This window comes from Nocardia sp. SYP-A9097 (assembly GCF_009649815.1).
Lineage (GTDB): Bacteria > Actinomycetota > Actinomycetes > Mycobacteriales > Mycobacteriaceae > Nocardia.
Window position 1 is genome coordinate 44,706 of record NZ_WJIC01000033.1, and the last position, 18,235, is coordinate 62,940.

General features: G+C 66.5%; 15 protein-coding genes. 6 read left to right on the top strand and 9 right to left on the bottom strand.

The features are described from left to right. Nucleotides 1-32: 32 nt before the first annotated feature. Nucleotides 33-1,220 carry a Rieske 2Fe-2S domain-containing protein gene (locus tag GFY24_RS35740; protein ID WP_153809529.1) on the top strand — a complete coding sequence of 396 codons (1,188 nt, stop codon included), beginning with the start codon at nucleotides 33-35 and terminating at the stop codon, nucleotides 1,218-1,220. Here GFY24_RS35740 and GFY24_RS35745 read toward each other — a convergent pair. Continuing rightward, a complete protein-coding gene (locus GFY24_RS35745) occupies nucleotides 1,217-2,569 on the bottom strand; it encodes an MATE family efflux transporter (protein ID WP_153809530.1) in 1,353 nt (450 codons plus the stop codon). The genes GFY24_RS35740 and GFY24_RS35745 overlap by 4 nt on opposite strands. A gap of 150 nt (nucleotides 2,570-2,719) precedes the next feature. Here GFY24_RS35745 and GFY24_RS35750 point away from each other — a divergent pair, with 150 nt between their 5' ends. Together GFY24_RS35750 and GFY24_RS35755 are read left to right on the top strand one after the other, a co-directional pair. Further along, nucleotides 2,720-4,507 carry a PQQ-binding-like beta-propeller repeat protein gene (locus GFY24_RS35750; protein ID WP_153809531.1) on the top strand — a complete coding sequence of 596 codons (1,788 nt, stop codon included), beginning with the start codon at nucleotides 2,720-2,722 and terminating at the stop codon, nucleotides 4,505-4,507. Nucleotides 4,508-4,546: 39 nt separating this feature from the next. Next, on the top strand, nucleotides 4,547-6,103 hold the full coding sequence (locus tag GFY24_RS35755; RefSeq protein ID WP_153809532.1) for a mucoidy inhibitor MuiA family protein: 1,557 nt from the start codon (nucleotides 4,547-4,549) through the stop codon (nucleotides 6,101-6,103). A gap of 79 nt (nucleotides 6,104-6,182) precedes the next feature. Here the strand turns inward: GFY24_RS35755 and GFY24_RS35760 are convergent, their stop codons facing one another. From GFY24_RS35760 to rimP, 7 genes are all read right to left on the bottom strand, one after another. Further along, nucleotides 6,183-7,175 (bottom strand): bifunctional oligoribonuclease/PAP phosphatase NrnA, encoded by a 993-nt coding sequence (locus GFY24_RS35760; RefSeq protein WP_309231733.1) that lies wholly within the window; start codon nucleotides 7,173-7,175, stop codon nucleotides 6,183-6,185. A gap of 31 nt (nucleotides 7,176-7,206) precedes the next feature. Continuing rightward, on the bottom strand, nucleotides 7,207-7,656 hold the full coding sequence (gene rbfA / locus GFY24_RS35765; RefSeq protein ID WP_153809559.1) for a 30S ribosome-binding factor RbfA: 450 nt from the start codon (nucleotides 7,654-7,656) through the stop codon (nucleotides 7,207-7,209). Nucleotides 7,657-7,682: 26 nt separating this feature from the next. Further along, nucleotides 7,683-7,973 (bottom strand): DUF503 domain-containing protein, encoded by a 291-nt coding sequence (locus GFY24_RS35770; protein ID WP_153809560.1) that lies wholly within the window; start codon nucleotides 7,971-7,973, stop codon nucleotides 7,683-7,685. A 141-nt stretch (nucleotides 7,974-8,114) separates the two neighbouring features. Then, nucleotides 8,115-11,213 carry a translation initiation factor IF-2 gene (infB, locus tag GFY24_RS35775; RefSeq protein WP_309231734.1) on the bottom strand — a complete coding sequence of 1,033 codons (3,099 nt, stop codon included), beginning with the start codon at nucleotides 11,211-11,213 and terminating at the stop codon, nucleotides 8,115-8,117. Between the two features lie 104 nt (nucleotides 11,214-11,317). Further along, entirely contained in the window at nucleotides 11,318-11,569 is a 252-nt protein-coding gene (locus GFY24_RS35780) for a YlxR family protein (RefSeq protein WP_194853148.1), read from the bottom strand. Nucleotides 11,570-11,768: 199 nt separating this feature from the next. After that, nucleotides 11,769-12,797 (bottom strand): transcription termination factor NusA, encoded by a 1,029-nt coding sequence (gene nusA, locus GFY24_RS35785; protein WP_153809535.1) that lies wholly within the window; start codon nucleotides 12,795-12,797, stop codon nucleotides 11,769-11,771. Further along, complete coding sequence (gene rimP, locus GFY24_RS35790) at nucleotides 12,794-13,468, bottom strand: ribosome maturation factor RimP (RefSeq protein WP_153809536.1); 675 nt, start codon at nucleotides 13,466-13,468, stop codon at nucleotides 12,794-12,796. The genes nusA and rimP overlap by 4 nt, the downstream gene beginning before the upstream one ends. 324 nt (nucleotides 13,469-13,792) lie before the next feature. Between rimP and GFY24_RS35795 the strand changes: the two genes are divergently transcribed. The 3 genes from GFY24_RS35795 to GFY24_RS35805 all read left to right on the top strand — a co-directional run bounded on the left by GFY24_RS35795 (nucleotide 13,793) and on the right by GFY24_RS35805 (nucleotide 16,279). Further along, complete coding sequence (locus GFY24_RS35795; protein ID WP_153809537.1) at nucleotides 13,793-14,299, top strand: hypothetical protein; 507 nt, start codon at nucleotides 13,793-13,795, stop codon at nucleotides 14,297-14,299. Then, a complete protein-coding gene (locus tag GFY24_RS35800; protein WP_153809538.1) occupies nucleotides 14,296-14,730 on the top strand; it encodes a ferritin-like domain-containing protein in 435 nt (144 codons plus the stop codon). The genes GFY24_RS35795 and GFY24_RS35800 overlap by 4 nt, the downstream gene beginning before the upstream one ends. Nucleotides 14,731-14,869: 139 nt before the next feature. After that, nucleotides 14,870-16,279, top strand: coding sequence for a three-helix bundle dimerization domain-containing protein (locus tag GFY24_RS35805; RefSeq protein ID WP_309231735.1), 1,410 nt, complete (start codon nucleotides 14,870-14,872; stop codon nucleotides 16,277-16,279). A gap of 170 nt (nucleotides 16,280-16,449) precedes the next feature. Here the strand turns inward: GFY24_RS35805 and GFY24_RS35810 are convergent, their stop codons facing one another. Then, on the bottom strand, nucleotides 16,450-18,207 hold the full coding sequence (locus tag GFY24_RS35810; protein ID WP_309231736.1) for a proline--tRNA ligase: 1,758 nt from the start codon (nucleotides 18,205-18,207) through the stop codon (nucleotides 16,450-16,452). Nucleotides 18,208-18,235: the final 28 nt, after the last annotated feature.

Here is an 18,235-nt window from a genome sequence, read left to right on the forward strand (position 1 = left end):
GTGGTTAAGCACACGTGCTTAACCTCGGTGGTATGAGTGGCACACAAGCCCGGATGATCGATGTCGGACAACCCATGACCCGGTTCGCCCGGGGCTGGCACTGCCTCGGCCTGGCGGAGAGTTTCCGGGACGGGCAGCCACACTCGATCGACGCCTTCGGCACCAAATTGGCGATCTGGTCCGACAGCAAGGGCGCGCTGCACGCCCTCGACGGGTACTGCCGCCATATGGGCGCGGACCTGTCCTACGGCAGCGTCAAGGACGACAATCTCGCCTGCCCCTTCCACGATTGGCGCTGGCGCGGCGACGGGCGTTGTGCCGCAATCCCTTACGCGCGCCGGGTGCCCCCGCTGGCCAAGACGCGCTCCTGGACCACCTGCGAGGAGAACGGGCAGTTCTTCGTCTGGAACGATCCCGAGGGCAATCCGCCACAGCCCGAGGTCGCCATACCGCATATCGAAGGTATGGGTACCGAACAGTGGAGCGACTGGAGTTGGAACTCGCTGTTGATCGAGGGCGCGCACTGCCGCGAAATCATCGACAACAACGTGGATATGGCGCACTTCTTCTATATCCACTACGCGTATCCGGTGTTCTTCAAGAATGTCTTCGAAGGGCATGTGGCGACGCAGTTCCTGCACTCCAAGGGGCGGCCGGACGTGCACACGTCGTCGAACTACAACACCGAGATGCAGCTGTTGCGTTCGGAGGCTTCGTATTTCGGGCCGTCGTACATGATCAACTACCTGCACAATGATTTCGGTGAGCGGACCGTCGAGGTGGCGCTGATCAACTGCCACTATCCGGTCACACACAATTCGTTCATGCTGCAGTGGGGTGTGAGCGTGCAGCGCATCGAGGGCCTGCCGCCCGCCAAATCGCAGTCCCTGGCCAAGGCGTTCGGGAGGAGCTTCGGGGTGGGATTCCTGCAGGATGTCGAGATCTGGAAACACAAGACGCGCATAGACAATCCGCTACTCACCCAGGAGGACGGGCCGGTGTATCAGCATCGCCGCTGGTATGAGCAGTTCTATGTGGATGTCGCCGATATCAAGCCGGAGATGACGGCGCGTTTCGAATTCGAGGTGGATACCACGCACGCGAATGAGAATTGGCAGGCCGAGGTCGCCGAGAATCTGGCCAAGCGGGCGGTCGAGGAGGCCGCGGCGGCCGAAGCGGCCGCCGCGGCGAGCAATGGCGCGGCCGCCGACAACGATTAGGCGAGCCGCCCCGGCACATCCGCCCCGACCCGCGCCCACTTTCCGGAGAGGGCGCGCCAGGACACCGCGACCAGTCGCAGCACCATGAAAGCGACCAGGCCGGTCCAGATTCCGGCGATTCCCCAGTCGTAGGCCAGGGATAGCCAGATGGCGGGCAGGAATCCGAGCAGCGCCGAACCGAGTGTGGCATTGCGCAGGAAGGCCGCGTCACCCGCGCCCAGCAGTACGCCGTCGAGCGCGAACACCACGCCCGCGATCGGAATGATGCCGACGAAGAACCACCACACCACATGCGTGCGGTCCAATACCGATGGGTCGCTGGTGAACAGCTGCGGTATCACCGAATACCCGGCCGCGAAGATCGACGCCAAGACCAGCGCGAACACCGTCGACCACGCGGTGATGCGCCGAGCCAAAGCCTGTGCGCCCCTGGCATTCCCGGCCCCGAGCGCCGCACCGACCAGCGTCTGCGCCGCGATCGCCAGCGAATCCAGGGTCAGCGCAAGGAAGTTCCACAATTGCAGCACCAGTTGATGTGCCGCGACCGAAGCCGCCCCGAACCGTGCGGCCACCGCGGCGGCCGAGACGAAGCAGGCCTGGAATGCCAGACTCCGCGCGATCAAATCCCGCCCGAGCACCAACTGCGCCTTCATGATCGCGATATGCGGAGCCAGCGGCACCCGTGATCCCATCAGCGCCCATACGAACAACGCAGCCATCACCACCTGCCCGACCACATTGGCCACGGCGGACCCCTCCAGCTCCATCCGGGGCGCTCCCAGCAGCCCGTGCACCAGCACCGGGCAGAGAATCCCCGAAACCACCAGCCCCGCAATCACATACAGCAGCGGCCGCCGAGTCTGCTGCACCCCGCGCATCCATCCGTTCCCCGCCATCGACAACAGAATCAACGGCACCCCGAACAGCGCGATCCGCAGCCACGACTCCGCCCGCGGCGCGATCTCATCCCCACCCGCGATAGCCCGAGTCACCGTGCCCGCGAAGACCTGCAGCACAACAACAATCGCCAATCCGACCCCGACCGCCAGCCAGCTGGCCTGCACCCCCTCCCCGATCGCGCCCCGCTCATCGCCCGCCCCATGCCGCCGCGCAGCCCGCGCGGTCGTCCCATAACTCAGAAACGTCAACTGCGAACTGACCTGCGCCAGAATCAATCCCCCGACCGCCAGCCCCGCCAGCGCCAAAGCCCCCAACCGACCCACCACGGCCATATCGAAAAGTAGATAGGTCGGCTCCGCCACCAGCACACCCAGCGTCGGCACCGCGATCCCGAGAATCCGCCGCGGCCCCGCCTGCACCGCCGCCGCCCCCACCTCGCTCTCCACCATGCGATCACCATCCCACACGCCCCCGACATCCCACGGGAACTCGGCGACCTGCGCGAACCAGCGCGGGCCCCGACTCGACTTGCCTTTGCGCCGCCCATCTTTCGATGCCTAGGCTGAACGCAACGCACGTTCACGGGGAGATGGGTGGGGATGTCTGCCGACCAGACACGGCCGCGGCAATGGTTCGCTCGCGCGGCAGGGGCAGCCGCGGCGATCGGATTCGGGATGATCGCGGGTGGTGCGCTACTCGCGGGCTACAGCAGGTTCGCGGCTTCTTCCCGGCCTACCGATAGCGGCCTCCCCTCGACCCTGTCGACCGCCGCGCTCATTATCGGCGTCACACTGCTGATCGCCGTGCCACTGATCGCGATAGGCACCGGCAGCGATATCGATTGGTATGGCGGCTGGAGCGCACTCGTCTGGTTCGCGGTGGTCGCGGGGCTGTCGGTGCTGCCGATCATGGCCGCGAAATACCATCTGCCCGAGGCCTTTCCGAGCTTGCGCCACGATTACCCGTTCTTCGAGCAATTACCGACTGCGGTCGGCGCGAGCGGGCTCCTCACCATAGGCGCGGTCCTCATCGTCGGCGCGGGCCTGCGACCGGCGTACCTGCGGAGCCTCTCGCGCCGGCTAACGGTGCTGTTCGCCGTACTGGGCGTGGTGATCTCGGCGGGCGTCGCGGTGGCGGCCATCCGCGCGGGCGATGATCAGCGGAATTTCGACCATCTGACCGCGACCCGAGCACAGCCGCCGAGCATGCCCGGCCAACTCGGCACCGAGCAATATCGGGTGCGCATCCCCTTCATGCGCAGCGACTGGGATTCCAGTCGGAGTTACGGCGATATCGTCCCTGCCGGAACGGGTTTCGTCGCGGCCTCCGCGGCGGGCTTGACCGCTTACGACGGTACGACCGGCGCAGCCCGCTGGCATTACCTGCGCCGAGGAATCGCCGACAACGCAATCGACGGCGTCGAATACGTCGGCGATTCCCTGCGCGCACTCGAGGGCGGGACGGTCGCGCTCGCCTACTGGCGGCACTTCGGCTGGCTCGCATTCGATGCGATCACCGGCGAAATCCTCTGGCAGGACTCGGATTTCACCTATGACGCCGCACACGACGACCCTGATTACAGCTTCGGCCCCGGTACCTCCGGGCCACTCACACTGGTCTCCAATGACCGCGTCACCGTCTACGACGCCCGCACGGGCGCCCGGAAATGGTCGAGCGAATTCGCAGACCCGGGCTGCCGTGCCAGAAGTACCAACGCCGCCGGCACCGCAACAGCGATCTATCGAATCATCCAGTGCTACAACAATACCGAGCAGTGGTACGCGGCATCGGTCCTCGACAGCCGGACCGGCGCGACCATAAGCACCCGCGAAGTGGGCCGTACACCGAATGCCGACGCGACCAATCTGCCCGCACACCTGCGCACGCTCGGGAACACCGTCATCATCGACTGGTATCTCGGCAAAGGCAGCCGGCAAATGATCGTCACGGCCCCGGACCAGTTCGCCACCGCCGCCGAGACCGATATGGGGAACAGCCGGGTCCTGGCAGCCGACCCCACCGGGCCGGATCTACTGGTCGCCGACTGGCCGAGCGGCTTCAGCCCGCCCGTCCGAGCGGTGGTGATCGACGGCGCGACCGGCACCGAAAAGTACTCTCCCCCAGCAATATCCACCACCGTCGAAGACGGCCACCTGGCCTTCCTGACGACCCAGCTCATACAGGTCACGTGGGATCGTCACACCGATCGTGACCTCGGCCCCACCGTGCGCGCCTGGAACCGCGCCGACAACAGCCTCGTCACACAGCGGCCACTCGACCACGGCGACCGATGCACCGGCAAGTCATCGACCATCGCCACACCCGGTGCCCTGCTGGTGCTCTGCAGTGACCAGCAATCACTGGAAATCATCGGATTCCATGACTGAGCACCCCGAATCGCAGTCACCTCGAGGCAGGCTGGAGACATGATCACTCTCGACACCGTCATCACCGCCGTCACGGTCTATCCGGACCGGGCTCGGGTGACCAGGTCCGGCAAGGTCGATATCCCCGAGGGCGAACACCGGATACGCGTCGCGCCATTGCCATTGCGGCTGCTGCGAGACTCGATTCGAGTCGCCGGGCAGGGGGACGTGACGGTACTCGGGGTGGATATCGGCACCGAGCGGCAGCCGGATACGGCCGATGAGCAGGTCGCGGAGTTGGAGGGACGCATCCGCGAACTGGAGGCCGCGATGAGTGCGCTGGCGGATACCGATCGCGCGGCCGAGGCCAGAATCGTCTTCCTGGAGCGGCTGGCCCGGCGCTCGGCGGAGACGCTGGCGAAGGCGGATAGCGAGCGCGTCACCGAATTCGTCGACGGACTGGAAGCACAGTACGAGACCGTGCACACCGCCCGGCGGGAGCGAGAAGCATTGCGGCAGGAGCATATTCGCGAACAGCAGGCCATTCAACGCCGCCTCGGTGATCTGCGTGGAAAGAACCGCAACGACACCCAGGTCGCGGTGATCACCGTGGAAGCCGCGCGCCCGGTAACCGTCGACCTGGACATCACCTACGTTGTCCCCGAAGCTAGTTGGAGCAGTAGCTACGACCTGCGCCTGGCCGACACCGGACTGACCCTGCGCTGGTTCGGCCTGGTGCGACAGCGCACCGGCGAGGACTGGCCCGAGTGCAAATTGCAGCTCTCCACCGCCCGCCCGGCCAACGCCCTGGACGTCCCGGAACTGGATGCCTGGTTCATCACGTCCATCGCGCCCGAGCAACATCGGATGGCCCGCAAGCGGTCGAGCGAAATGGTCGCGGGCGGCGCACCCGTCGCCTTCGGCGCTGCACCCGCGGCACCCGCCGCAGCCCGGCCGCCGGTCCCGGTACGCGAATCCGTCGCCACCGTCGAGCACTCCGTCACCGCCGCAACGTATTCCCCGCAACGAACCGTCGCGGTGCCCTCCGACAACACCGAACACCGCACGGTCATCACTGCCCTCGACCTCGAGGCCCGGCTGGACTATGTGACAGCGCCGGTGCAGTCGCCCGAGGCCGTACTGCGCGCCACCGCCCGCAACACCTCCGACCACACCCTGCCTTCGGGCCGCGCCGCCCTCTTCCACGAGGCCGAATTCGTCGGAGCCACCGACCTGGAAACCTGGGCTCCGGGCGAAGAACGCGAACTCGCCCTCGGCGTCGACGACCGCATCAGAATCGAACGAGAACTGGTGCGCCGCAACGCGACCAAGGTCACCCTCGGCACGGCCCGCCGCACCGAAGTCGAATACACCATCACGGTCGCCAACCACAGCGCTCGCCCCGCCACCGTGACCATCCTCGACCGTCTCCCGATAACCCGCGACGCCGCCATCACCGTCCGCGAAACAGTCACCAAGCCACAGCCCGCCGACCGCAACGACCTCGGCATCCTCACCTGGAAATCCACCCTCGACCCGCAGGCCCAGACCACCATCACCTTCGGCTACCGAGTGGAAGCCGCCAAGGGAGTCACCATCTTCGGCCTGCCCGACTAACGCGCTCAGCGAGGGTGCACTCAGGGCGGCGATATGGGCGGATTACCGCCGTGAGTGCACACTCGCCGGAGGAATCCGGCTATTTGCCGAGTTCGGATCTCAGGGCAGCTGCGAGTTGGGCTGGGCTGCCGGTGGTGGAATAGCCTGCGGCATAACGGTGTCCGCCGCCGCCCAGGGCAATCGCCACCCGGGCTACGTCCACACCGAGTGAACCATCGGCCGCATCATGCGAGCGCAGCGAAACCGTCCACTGATCCGATCTGCCGCGGGCCTCTTTGAAGACCGCCGCCACCTGCGCTTCGGCGGTCGTGCGAACCAGATCGATAATGCTCTCGACCTCTTCCGATCGAACGCCCGCGGTATCTTCGCGGCGCACGAACACATAGACCAGACCCGCACCACCGGCCGCTTCGGTGTCGAGCTCGGCCGAGGCCAGGACGCGCGAGAGCATGGGAAGCCACGCGAAAGGGTGTGTGTCCATGAGCTTTCGGGTAATCCCCGGGCCGTCGATCCCCGTCGCGAGCAGCCGCTCGGCGAGGGCATGCGAACCCGGGCGAGCCCATTTGAACGAACCGGTATCGGTGACCAAGCCGGCGTAAAGACAATGCGCCACAGGCTGATCGATGGTTTCGCCCCAGGCGTCCAGTACCCGCGCCACCATGCCCGCGGTCGATTCCGCGGTCTCGTCGACAATATTCACCTGGGCGAACCGGGTATTGGAGCGATGATGATCGAGCACCATGGTGACGCGCGCCCCGCTGAGCCGATCCTTCAGTGCGCCAAGGCGATCCGCGCTGCCGCAGTCCACCGCGACGAGTACGTCAACCTCCTGCCGTACCTGATCCGGCGGCACCAGCAGTTCGGTACCGGGCAGCGATCGTATGGAGACGGGCAGTTCGGCGGGTTCGGCGAAGCATACCTGCACCGGCACGCCCCGCCGCCGCAGCACCTGCCCCAAAGCCAGACCGCTGCCGATGGTGTCGGCGTCGGGCTGGATATGGCACAGCACCGTCACCGACCGAGCGGTGTCGAGTATCGACACCGCCGCAGCCAGATCGACCGGTTCGGTCACCGGCGGTCTCCTCCCGAATAAGACCGCAGAATCAGTCTTCGTCGTCGGTGTCGTCGTCGGCCTTGTACGGGTCGACATCGCCGGCGTAATTGGCGTTCACCGCGACTTGAGCGACACGAGCGTCGGCGGCGCGGGCGCGCGCCAGCAGCTCCTCCATCTCCTTCGCGGCGGTCGGAACCATATCGAGCTTGAACGACAGGATGGGGGTGAATTTCACCCCGGTACCGGCGCCGACCTTGGAACGGAGAATGCCCTTGGCCTTCTCCAAACCCGCAGCGGCTTCGGTGTAGTCGGGTTCGGTGTCGAGGGTCTCCCCCATCACCGTGTAGTAAACGGTGGCTTCCCGCAGATCACCGGTCATCTTGGTATCGGTGACCGTGACGAAACGCAGTCGCGGATCCTTGATCTCGTACTCGATGGCCGTGGCCACGATCGAGGAGATCCGCTTGGCGAGTCGGCGTGCCCTGGCCTGATCCACCATGGTCATGCCCTCCTCACTGGATAGATTCAGTCTTCGGGTCCGAAAACGCGGCGGCGGACCGCCAGCAACTGTAACTCCGGACGATTGGCGACATGCCGTTCGCACTTGTCCAGTACTTCGGTCAAGTGGTTCATGCCGTAGCTGACCATGGCCACACCGACCATTGTCCGGCGATATCGGTCATGATCTCCGCCCTCGGTGACACTCACCTCGAACCGTTTCAGGTCGGCGATTATCGGGCGGAGGATGGAGCGCTTCTCCTTCAGTGAATGCACATCACCGAGAAGTATGTCGAACTCGAGCGCTCCAACAAACAGTTTTTCAGTCATGTATTGCGCACGCACTTACATCGAATGACCGGCGCGCTCCACGGCGTGCGCACGAGTGCGCCGGATTCTGTTGGTACACAACCCTTGCCGGGTCGAGATCACTCCCGACCCGGCAAGGTCGTTGTACTACTAGTCGCGCGGCTTCTCGCGGAGCTCGTAAGCCTCGACGATGTCGCCCTCGCGAATGTCGTTGTAGGTCAACGTCATACCGCATTCGTAGCCTTCACGAACCTCGGTGGCGTCATCCTTCTCGCGACGCAGCGAAGCAATCGTCACCGTCTCCGCGACAACGACGTTGTCACGCAGCAGGCGCGCCTTGGCATTGCGCTTGACCGAGCCGGAGGTAACCCAGCAACCGGCGATATTGCCGAACTTGGAGGAGCGGAAGATCTGGCGGATTTCCGCCCGACCCAGCTCGACCTCTTCGTAGATCGGCTTGAGCAGACCCTTGAGGGCCTTCTCGATCTCGTCGATCGCCTGGTAGATGACCGAGTAGTAGCGAATATCCACGCCTTCGCGGTTTGCCAGCTCGGTCGCCTTGCCCTCGGCACGGACGTTGAATCCGATGATGATCGCGTTCGAGGCCGACGCCAGGTTGACGTTGGTCTCGGTGACGCCACCGACACCGCGGTCGATGACGCGCAGACGCACCTCTTCGCCGACATCGATACCGAGCAGCGCCTCTTCGAGGGCCTCGACGGTACCGGAGTTGTCGCCCTTGAGGATCAGGTTCAGCTCCGAAGTCTCCTTCAGAGCGGCATCCAGATCTTCCAGGGAGATCCGCTTGCGGCTGCGCGCGGCCAGGGCGTTGCGCTTGCGAGCGTTGCGGCGATCGGCGATCTGACGCGCGATCCGGTCTTCCTCGACCACGAGCAGGTTGTCGCCTGCACCCGGCACCGAGGTGAAACCGATGACCTGGACGGGCCGCGACGGCATGGCCGCCACGACATCGTCGCCGTGCTCGTCGACCATGCGGCGCACACGACCGTAGGCGTCGCCCGCCACGATCGAGTCACCCACGCGCAGCGTGCCGCGCTGGATGAGGACGGTGGCGACCGGGCCACGACCGCGGTCCAGGTGGGCTTCGATGGCCACACCCTGCGCGTCCATGTCCGGGTTGGCACGCAGATCCAGCGTGGCATCCGCGGTCAGCACGACAGCCTCGAGCAGCGACTCGATATTGGTGCCCTGCTTGGCCGAGATGTCGACGAACATGGTCTCGCCGCCGTACTCCTCGGCGACCAGACCGTATTCGGTCAGCTGCTGGCGAATCTTCTGCGGATTCGCGCCTTCCTTGTCGATCTTGTTGACCGCCACCACGATCGGCACATCTGCGGCCTGCGCGTGGTTGATGGCCTCCACCGTCTGCGGCATGACGCCGTCGTCGGCCGCGACCACGAGGATCGCGATATCGGTGGCCTTGGCACCACGGGCACGCATGGCGGTGAACGCCTCGTGACCCGGGGTATCGATGAAGGTGATGAGCCGGTCGAGCTGGTTGACGTGCGTCAGCACCTGGTAGGCGCCGATGTGCTGGGTGATACCGCCGGCTTCGCCCTCGCGGACGTTCGCCTGACGGATGGTGTCCAGCAGTCGGGTCTTACCGTGGTCGACGTGACCCATGACGGTCACGACCGGCGGACGGATCTGCAGATCGTCCTCGTCGCCCTCGTCCTCGCCGTAGGTGAGGTCGAAGTTGGCGAGCAGCTCGCGGTCCTCGTCCTCCGGGGAGACGACATGAACCACGTAGTTCATCTCGCCACCGAGCAGCTCGAGGGTCTCCTCGTTCACCGACTGGGTAGCGGTGACCATCTCACCGAGGTTGAACAGCGCCTGCACCAGCGCGGCCGGGTTGGCACCGATCTTGTCGGCGAAGTCGGACAGCGACGCGCCACGGGCGAGACGGATGATCTCGCCGTTACCGCGCGGCAGCCGCACATTGGCGACGGGCGCCTGCATGTTCTCGTACTCGGCGCGCTTCGCCCGCTTCGACTTACGACCCTTACGGGGCGCGCCACCGGGACGACCGAAGGCACCCGCGGCACCGCCACGACCACCACCGGAACCGGGACGACCGCCACCGCCGCCACCGGGACGACCGCGGAAACCACCCGCTGCCGCACCACCGGCACCCGGAGCGCCGCCACCACCGGTACCCGGGGCACCGCCCTGGCCACCGCGGTACGGACCACCGGCACCGGCCGGACGACCCGCACCGCCACCGGGACGCGGACCACCCTGACCCGGACCACCGGGACGACCGCCGGGAGCCGGACGCGCAGCACGCGACGGCATGGCACCCGGGTTCGGACGAGGAGGCATGGAGCCGGGGCTCGGACGCGGACCACCGGGACGGGGACCGCCCTGACCTGCGGCCGGACGCGGACCACCCTGACCGGGAGCCGGACGACCGGCACCACCGGGACGCGGACCACCCTGACCCTGACCACCCTGACCCTGACCCGGGCGCGGGCCCTGGCCGGGACCCGGACGCGGGCCACCCTGACCCGGAGCCGGACGGGGACCGCCCTGACCGGGGGCCGGACGCGGCGCGGGACGCTCGGGAGCGGAGGAGAAGGGGTTGTTACCGACGCGCGGGGCCTTCGGACCCGGCTTCGGACCACCCGGACGCGGCGCGCCACCCTGCGCCGGAGCGCCGGACTGCTGAGCCGGACGCGGCGCGGGCTGAGCCGGACGCGGGGCACCCGGGGTCGGGCGCTGACCCTGCTGCTGCGGTGCGGGCGCCGCGGCCGGAGCCTCGGAAGCCGCTGCGGGAGCAGGGGTTTCGACTACTGGCGGCTTCGGCGCGGGACCCGGCTTGATCGCCGGACCCGGACGCACGGCCGGGGTTGCGGCACTGGCGGCCGGAGCAATCTGCTCGGGCGCGGCCGGAGCCTTGGGTGCGGCCGGAGCCGGGGCGGGAGCCGCCGGGACCGGTGCGGACGGACGGGGCGCGCCGGGACGGGGTCCCGAGGTGGCGCCGGGGGTCGGCTTGGCAGCCGGACGCGGCGACTGACCGCCGGGGGTGCCGGATGCCGGCTTTGCGGTGCCATTGGCCGGGGTGCTCTTCGGCGTCATGGACTCACGCAGGCGACGTGCGACGGGGGCCTCCACCGTCGACGACGCGGACTTCACGAACTCGCCCTGCTCCTTGAGCCTTGCGAGTAGTTCCTTGCTGGTAACACCGAGTTCTTTCGCCAACTCGTGCACGCGGGCCTTGCCTGCCACTGCTCTCCTCACTGAGAGGTCGAGCGCGGCAACCCTTTTGGGATGGCCCGCACGACCTCAGATTATTTCCGACGGCCGATCATCGTTGGTGCTTCACGGTGTGCTCATGAGTGCTCGTGCCTGTTCTCTACGTAATGCTCCAGGGCTGAGATATCCAGATGTCCGGACACTCGTAGTGCTCTGCCGAATGCTCGGCGCCGAACTGCTTGGCTCAAACAAGACGAAGCGGGGTGCAACCAGGCACCCCGTCCGGGCAGTCTGTGCCGCGGATCGGGAACGACCACAGTTTCCTGTGCCACGATTCGCAACAGTTCGACGGTCAACTCGCGTTCACGGCATCCGATGCAGGTCCGCATGGGTTCCGATCTTGATTTCACCCGTGCAGCGCGCAAAGAAGCCGAGGACTCGCGCTGAGCCTGAGTCCACTCTACCGCTGCCATGTCCCGATCTCCGCATCCGTACCCCCTGGAAGTTACCAAGCTGTCATCCAGGGGGTCTGTTTCACAAATCTCGGGACGGACCGGGCCGGAGGGCTCCGGCAAGATCAACCCCTATTCAGCTCCGGTGCGCCTCGGAGCGCACCGAACCGGCCACATCAGGGGCCGCATCACTGCGAATGTCGATTCGCCAGCCCGTGAGACGGGCGGCGAGCCGGGCATTCTGGCCTTCCTTGCCGATGGCGAGGGAGAGCTGGAAGTCCGGCACCACGACGCGCGCGGCACGCGCGTCCGGGTCGACGATGGTGACGGATACAACTTTCGACGGGGACAGTGCATTCCCGACGAAAGTGGCGGGATCGTCGGCGAAGTCGATGATGTCGATCTTCTCGCCGGCGAGCTCGCTCATCACATTGCGCACGCGCTGACCCATCGGGCCGATGCAGGCGCCCTTGGCGTTCACGCCCGAGACGGTGGATCTGACCGCGATCTTGGAGCGGTGCCCGGCCTCGCGGGCCACGGCCACGATCTCGACCGAGCCGTCCGCGATCTCCGGGACCTCGAGCGCGAAGAGGCGGCGCACGAGGTTCGGATGGGTACGCGAGAGGGTGATCTGCGGGCCGCGGGGGCCACGCGAGACGCCGACCACGTAGCACTTGATGCGGTCGCCGTGCTCATAGGTTTCGCCGGGCACCTGCTCGGCGGGCGGGATGACACCCTCCGCGCCGTGCGCCTCGCTGCCGATGCGGACCACGATGGTGCCGCGGGCGTTCATCCGGGCATCGCGCTGCACGACGCCGCCGACGATATCGCCCTCGTGAGTTGCGAAGTCGCCGAAGGACTTCTCGTTCTCGGCGTCACGCAGCCGCTGCAGTACGACCTGGCGGGCGGTGGTGGCGGCGATGCGGCCGAAACCCTCGGGGGTGTCGTCCCATTCGGAGATCATGTTGCCGTCGGCGTCGACCTCGCGGGCCATGACGCGGACGGTGCCGGTCTTCTGGTTGATGTCGATACGGGCGGTGGGCTGATGCCCCTCGGTGTGCCGGTAGGCGGTGAGCAACGCGGACTCGATCGCGGAGATCACGGTCTCCATCGAGATCCCCTTGTCGGCGACAATCGCGCGCAAGGCTTCGATTTCGATGTTCATTCCACGATCCCTTCGGTCGGTGAATCGGATACTGCTGCTTCGTCTTCTACTTCGTCTTCTACTTCTTCGACGTCGTCTGGTTCTTCGACGTCGTCACCCAGGGGGACCTCCTGCGCACCGGGCTGGGGACGGCCCGGGGCTACTCCCCCCGCGAGCTCGAGTTCGGCGGCTCCGGGTGGTGAGAACTCCACCTGGACCACGGCGAACTCGATATCGGCCAGCGGCACCGTCACCCGGTGTGGATTCCGCTTACCGCCGAGGACCAGCGCCACCTCCTGCTCGGTGGTGACACCGACGCGCGCCTCGAAACGCGGTTTGCCCTTCTCCTCCGGCGATTGCACACCGGTGCGGAGAGTGACCTTCACTTTGCGGCCCCGTGCGCGCCGCCAGTGGCGTAGCTCGGTCAGGGGTCGGTCGATGCCGGGGGTGGTGACCTCCAGCAGGTAGGGGGTATCGCCGAAGTCGCCTGCCTCGTCGAGGATTTCCGAGATGTCCGAACTCAGGTCCGCGACGGCGTCCAGTGGGGCTGCTTCGTCGCTGTCGACCGTCACCTTCACCTTGGCATGCGCCGTACCGGCAGCCGAAATCGAAACGCCTTCGAGGTCGAATCCCCGGCGTTCGACGAGCTCAGCAACTAGCTGGCTCACCCTTTCCTCGGTCGGCATCGGCATGTGGGGCGGCTCCTGGTTCAGTTGACGGATTGAGTTGTCGTGCGGTGCTGCTCGAGTTTCCGGTGAATTTACGCACCAGAGGTCTAGCGTAACGCGCGGAAAGAGTGTAAAGGACCAGCCGATGTTCTCGACTACGGCATGGGCGGCGCTGCCGGGCGGCGGCGTGTTGGCTGCCGACGCGCCCGTATCGGCAACGTATCGATCGAGTTCACAGCCTATCCGACGGCCCTGACGGCGGAAGTGCGCTCGGATGGCTGGCACCATGTACCCGTGCCCAGCAGTCTGAGCGGCCCTATGGCCGGCGCCCGATCTCACAGGACGCTCATGCCCGAGCCTCCCGGTTCCTTCGTGGACCGCCGTGCGGTGCTGCGCCTCGCCGGGGGTGGGGTGCTGGCCGTCGCCGCCGTGAGCGCGCTGACGGCCTGCACGAAGGAGCACCCGCCGGAGTTGCCGGATCCCCTACTGGCGCAAGAGGAGTCGGCGCGCACCGATGCCGTGAGCGCGCAGGCCGCCATTGCCACCAACCCGGACAAGGCCGGCGTATTGCAGACCATCGCGACGCAGCGCGGTGCGCACGCCGATGCCCTGCGGGCCGAAATCGACCGCGCCATAGGCACTTACGGCGACGGCACCACCCCGAGCAAGCGGGCCGCCCCACCCACCCCCGCCGCGCCCATACCGCCGCTCGCGGTGAGCCAACTGCACACCAGCCTGAGCCAGGCGCAACGGTCGGCCGCGGACCTCTCGATCCAACTCTCCGGTTACCGTGCGGGCCTGCTGGGTTCGATCAGCGCTTCCTGTGCCACCCAGGCGGGAGTCCTACTCACATGACCCTCCCCGATCAGCAGGCGCTCACCGATGCCCTGAGCGCCGAATACGCCGCTGTCTACGCCTACGGCGTAATAGCCGCCTACGCCAACAACGACCGCGGCAAATACGTCTCCGAATGCACCGCCGCGCACCGTGCTCGCCGCGACGCCACCATCGACACCCTGAAGACGCTGGGATCCACCGTCCCCGCCCCCGCCGCGGCCTACACCACCCCCTTCACGGTCGACGACCCCATCCCGGCCGCGAAGCTGGCGGTAACCGTCGAATCCGATACGGCGGCGGCCTGGCGCTCCGCCCTGGAGCGCGCCGACACCCCGGAAATCCGCCGCATCGCCCTCGACGCCCTCACCGAATCCGCTCTCCGCGAAGCCACTTGGAACACCATCCTCGGCAACAATCCCCCCACCACCGCATTCCCCGGCCAATCCTGATCTCGGAGTCGGAGTTCGAATTCGTCGGCGCACCTTCGTGATTCCCGTTCGCGGGAATAGCGGTAGGGTTGGCCGGACGCGGCTTTGGTGCGATCTTTTTGCCGCGCAATTCAATTCCGGTGATATTCGAGGAGAGACTGTGGCGGTTGATGCTGCCCGGGAAGAAAAAGCACTGCGCGAGTTGACGAATCGCCTGGTAGATCGGTATGGCGAGGAGCATTCGGTCGAGCGGGTCGAGGCTGTGGTGGGGGCAGTCCGGCAGCGGTTCGACGGGCATAAGGTGCGCGATTTCATTCCCATTTTGATCGAGCGGATTGCGCGGCGAGAGCTGACTCCGGTCGAGGCGGAAAATAGTGCGGAAGAAGCGAATACGGTTAATTCGCAAGCAATTCCATTGGGGGACAATTCGAATTCGGCCAGTGGTCATCTGTTCGACACCTTGGACCGGCTGGGGGTGAGCCGGCGGACCGCCCTGGTGGGTGCGGCGGCAGCCGTGGTGGCCGTGGTCGGGGTGGTTGCCGTTATCGCTGTGCAGCAACCGGATTCGGCGCCCGTTGCCGCGGCGCCGGGCGGATTGACCACGGTGCGCGGGGTGGTGGGATCGGAGAAGATGGCGTTCTTCGAGGACTCGCGGGTGGCGGATGCGTTGGCCAGGCACGGGGTGAAGGTGGAGGTGGATCCGGCCGGATCGCGGCAGATCGCCACCTCGGTGGACCTGGGCAAGTACGACTTCGCCTTCCCGTCCAGTTCGGCTGCGGCGGAGCGGATTCAGCGGCTGAAGGGTGTGAGCGGCAAGTACACGCCGTTCTCCTCCCCCATGGCGATCGCCACCTTCCGGCCGATCGTCGATCTGCTCACCGCCGCCGGGGTCGTGAAGCCCGGTCCGGCACCGGCTTTCGACATCGAGAAGTATCTGGCGCTGGCCGAACGCGGGGTGCAGTGGGATCAGCTGGAGGGCAACACCACCTACCCGGTGCGAAAGAACGTGCTGGTGGGCACCACCGATCCGCGCACGTCGAACTCGGCTGCCATGTACCTGGCGGTGACGGCGTACGTCGCCAATGACAACACCATCGTGCGCGGCGGCAAAGCCGAAGACTATGCGGTGTCCCGCATTTCGCGGCTGTTCACCCGGCAGGGTTACACCGAGAACAGCACCGACGGGCCGTTCAAGGAGTATCTGGCCGGCGGTATGGGGCAGACGCCCATGGTGTGGATCTACGAGGCCCAGTACGTGGACGCGGCGGTGCACAACCAGTTGAAGCCGGACATGGTGCTCATGTACCCGTCACCGACGGTGGTCTCCCAGCACACGGTGGTGCCGCTGAACGACAAGGGCGACACCATCGGCAAGCTGCTCTCCACCGATCCGGAGCTGCAGCGGCTGGCGGCCGAGCACGGCTTCCGGCCGAACGATGTGAGCCTGTTCACGAAAGTCACTGCCGAACATCAGGTTCCGGTCGTCCCGAATCTCATCGACGTGGTCGATCCGCCCAACTACGACACGCTCGAGCATCTGCTCGACGGCGTCGCCAAGGCGTTCAACTAGAGGGCATGGGCCGGAACCACCGCCCGTCATCCCGGCATGCTTTTGGCCGGGACCTCCTTCGGTCGGGTAGATTCCGGCCAAAGGCGCGCCGGAATGACGGCGGGACTTTCGGAGACGAGTCGAGCCGCGCACCCAGGGGTGCGCGGCTCGAAAAGTGTTCCGGGTGAAGCTCAGCCGCGCACCCGGGCGATGATCGATGCGACGGCGGTCTCGGCGGGGAGTTCTTCGCTCTCGCCGGTGAAGCGGTCGCGGAGTTCGAGTTTGCCCTCGGCCCAGCCGCGGCCGATGACGACCACGAGGGGCATGCCGAGCAGTTCGGCGTCCTTGAACTTGACGCCCGGCGACGCCTTGCGGTCGTCGAAGAGCACGTCCAGACCGGCCGAGTTCAGTTCGGCGACAACCTGTTCCGCACCTTCACGCGCGCCCTCGTCCTTATTGGCGATGACGACGTGCACGTCGAACGGCGCGACCGACTGCGGCCAGCGCAGGCCCTTGTCGTCGTGCATCTGCTCGGCGATGACCGCGACCATGCGGGAGACGCCGACGCCGTAGGAGCCCATGGTGAGGCGGACCGGCTTGCCGTTCTCGCCGAGTACGTCGACCTCGAAGGAGTCGGTGTACTTCTGGCCGAGCTGGAAGATGTGGCCGATCTCGATACCGCGCGCGGCCTCCAGGACGCCACGACCGTCGGGCGAGGGATCGCCGTCGCGCACCTCGGCGGCCTCGATGGTGCCGTCGGCGGTGAAGTCACGGCCGGCGACCAGACCGACGTAATGCTTGCCGGGCTCGTCCGCGCCGGTGATCCAGGCGGTGCCGGCGACCACGCGCGGGTCGACCAGGTAGCGAACGCCATTGGCCAGCAGCGCCTTCGGGCCGATATAACCCTTGACCAGGAACGGATTGGCCTTGAAGTCGGCGTCGTCGAGGAGTTCGACCTCGGCGGGCTCGACCGAGGCGCCGAGGCGCTTCTCGTCGACCTCACGGTCGCCGGGGATGCCGACGCCGAGGATCTCGGTCTTGCCGTCCGGGTAGCGCAGCTTGACGAGCACGTTCTTCAACGTGTCGGCGGCGGTGACGGGACGCCCGAACTGTTCGGCGATACCCGCGCCATTGGCCCAGTCGACCAGGGTGGCGATGGTGGGGGTGCCGGGAGTGTCATGTGCGACGGCCTCGGCCAGACCCTCGAGGGCGATCTCCGGCGGTGCGGCGGTGACCACGGCCTCCACGTTTGCGGCATAACCGGATTCGCGGCAGATGACGTAGGTGTCCTCGCCGACGGGGCTGTCGGCCAGGAACTCCTCGGACGCCGAACCGCCCATGGCACCGGAGGTGGCGGCCACGATCACATACGACACGCCCAGGCGCTCGAAGATCTTCTGGTACGCCTCGCGGTGCGCGTTGTAGCTCTTCTTGAGCCCGTCCTCGTCGAGGTCGAACGAGTACGAATCCTTCATGATGAATTCGCGCCCGCGCAGGATGCCCGCGCGCGGACGGCCTTCGTCGCGGTACTTGTTCTGGATCTGGTAGAGCGTGACCGGCAGATCCTTGTACGAGTTGTATTCGCCCTTCACGGTGAGCGCGAACAGTTCTTCGTGGGTGGGTCCGAGCAGGTAGTCCTGCCCCTTGCGGTCCTTGAGCCGGAACAGGGCGTCGCCGTATTCGGTCCACCGATTGGTGGCCTCGTACGGTTCGCGCGGCAGCAGCGCCGGCAGTGAGATCTCCTGGGCGCCGATGGCGTCCATCTCCTCGCGGACGACATTCTCGATCTTGCGCAGGGTGCGCAGGCCGAGCGGCAGCCACGAGTACACACCCGGGGCGATGCGGCGCACGTATCCGGCGCGGACCAGCAGCTTGTGGCTGGGCACCTCGGCGTCGGCGGGATCGTCGCGCAGGGTGCGCAGGAAGAGGTGGGAGAGGCGGGTGATCACGGCTCCACACGATAGCCGCTGCTGACGC

Coding starts and splice junctions, on each gene's coding strand:
- GFY24_RS35740 (WP_153809529.1), top strand. CDS start 33: ATGAGTGGCACACAAGCCCGGATGATCGATGTCGGACAACCCATGACC.
- GFY24_RS35745 (WP_153809530.1), bottom strand. CDS start 2,569: ATGGTGGAGAGCGAGGTGGGGGCGGCGGCGGTGCAGGCGGGGCCGCGG.
- GFY24_RS35750 (WP_153809531.1), top strand. CDS start 2,720: ATGTCTGCCGACCAGACACGGCCGCGGCAATGGTTCGCTCGCGCGGCA.
- GFY24_RS35755 (WP_153809532.1), top strand. CDS start 4,547: ATGATCACTCTCGACACCGTCATCACCGCCGTCACGGTCTATCCGGAC.
- rbfA (WP_153809559.1), bottom strand. CDS start 7,656: ATGGTGGATCAGGCCAGGGCACGCCGACTCGCCAAGCGGATCTCCTCG.
- GFY24_RS35780 (WP_194853148.1), bottom strand. CDS start 11,569: ATGCGGACCTGCATCGGATGCCGTGAACGCGAGTTGACCGTCGAACTG.
- nusA (WP_153809535.1), bottom strand. CDS start 12,797: ATGAACATCGAAATCGAAGCCTTGCGCGCGATTGTCGCCGACAAGGGG.
- rimP (WP_153809536.1), bottom strand. CDS start 13,468: ATGCCGATGCCGACCGAGGAAAGGGTGAGCCAGCTAGTTGCTGAGCTC.
- GFY24_RS35795 (WP_153809537.1), top strand. CDS start 13,793: ATGCCCGAGCCTCCCGGTTCCTTCGTGGACCGCCGTGCGGTGCTGCGC.
- GFY24_RS35800 (WP_153809538.1), top strand. CDS start 14,296: ATGACCCTCCCCGATCAGCAGGCGCTCACCGATGCCCTGAGCGCCGAA.